Origin of the sequence: Ensifer sp. Root1252 (assembly GCF_001425885.1) — a bacterium.
GTDB classification, from domain to species: domain Bacteria; phylum Pseudomonadota; class Alphaproteobacteria; order Rhizobiales; family Rhizobiaceae; genus Ensifer; species Ensifer canadensis.
In genome coordinates, this window is record NZ_LMDT01000051.1 from 1 (window position 1) to 1,728 (window position 1,728).

Here is a 1,728-nt window from a genome sequence, read left to right on the forward strand (position 1 = left end):
GGCCTGCTGCACTTCGGCAGCATCACGGGCATCGCGAGCCTGGCGTTCCAGGCGCTCGCGCTCCGACAGTGAACGGTTGGCGTCGGCCTCGTCTTCGAGCTTGAGCTTGGCGATGGTCGCGTCGCGCAGCACCTGCAGCGAGCGGGCGAGATCGCCGATCTCGTCCTTGCACTCGGCTTCCGACAGGTCGACATCGGTCTTGCCCGCAGCGATTTCACCGGTGACGCCGATGACCGCCGCAACGCGCTTGCGGAATCGGGTGGCAAGCGTCCAACCGACCAGGATCATGATCAAGGCTGCGACGGCGATAACCGCGACGGAGATCATCGCAAGCTGCGAGAGACCGGCAAAGACGGTAGCCTGCGGCACGGATACGACGACGTACCAGGTTGTATCGGGCAGAAGCTTGACCGGCACGGCAACGGCGATGTGCACCGAGCCATCCGTGTGGGTGAATTCAAACGCCTGCTCGGTCTTGCCCAGAAGCTGGCCCCAACCGCCGGCCTCAAGCCCGGTGTCCTTTAGCGATTTTCCAAGGAATGTCTGATCGGGATGGCTGATGATGCTGCCGCCCTGGCTGACCAGCGAAACGAATCCGGTACCGAACGGGGCCAGCTTGCCCAACTCGTTGGAAAGGTGGTCAAGCGCCATGTCGACGCCATCGACGCCGACGAAGGCATTGTCGAGCTTCAACGGCACCATGATCGACGTCATCAGCACGTCCTTGCCGTCGATCTTGTAGAAGTAAGGCTCGGTGATCATGTCGCGGCCAGTCTTCTTGGGGACCTGATAGTAATCTCCTGCGCCGGGCTTGTCGTAATCGACCAGCGCTTCGTACACGATCTTTTCCCCCGAACGGGCGATATAGGGAACGTAGCGGCCACTGGCATCGTGGCCCGGTTTGCCCGCATATTCCGCATCCTTGCCGTCAAACGCGTTCGGCTCCCAGCCGGTGCTGAGGCCAACGGCGAGCGGGTTGTCCGCGATCAGCTTTTTCAGCAGCGCAACCGTACCTTCGCGAGACGCCGTGCCACTGTCCTTCATGGCATAGAGGGCAGAGCGCATGTTGTTGGCGAGCGTTTTCGTCTCTGCGAACCTCGCCTCGACGTTGGCGGCGCTTGCATAGGCGGCGTTGGTCATCTCCGCAATGCTGCGCTCTTTCAGCTGCTGATAGGATAGCCAGAACACGATGGCAGCCGTGACCATACAGGTCAAAAGGCCAGTCATCACGATGGCAAACATGTTTCGTGCGGTCGCAGTCTTGAGAATCACCGTTCGTCTCCCTTCGCGCGATTGCTTGAAAAAGCAGATCGCGAGCAAACTTCGAACGCGTGATGGAAAGCCAAAACACGCGCAGCGTGAGGCAGGTGTCTGGAACACATCGGTGGCCCTGAGGCGAGCTTTTCGGGAGATGGACCCTATCGGCGGATGTGCGGTGCGAAGTCATTTCGCGGCAATCGGACGGTATGCCTCGACACTTTATCAAAACTTAAAAAAGGAAAGCCGGAACAACGAATTACGGCGCACGCGCCGATTTTCGAAAAACGGGCATCCAAAAACAAAGACCCGGAGTTGTGCTCCGGGCCCTGCTTCGCATCTAAGGTGTTTTACGTCTATGCGGCGCGACGGCGCGGCATAGCTGCCGGCGCATAGGCGCTCTGGGTATTGCCGAGGTTGAACTGGGCCAGAAGCGCATTGAGCGAAGCGGCTTCCGAAGCCAGGCCATGG

1 protein-coding gene is annotated in these 1,728 nt (G+C 60.0%); it reads right to left on the reverse strand.

Annotated elements, in window-relative coordinates; all coding sequences use genetic code 11:
* Positions 1-1,272 (reverse strand): cache domain-containing protein (locus ASD02_RS31915; RefSeq protein WP_156408507.1); only part of this gene is annotated, 1,272 nt, incomplete at its 3' end.
* Positions 1,273-1,728: the final 456 nt, after the last annotated feature.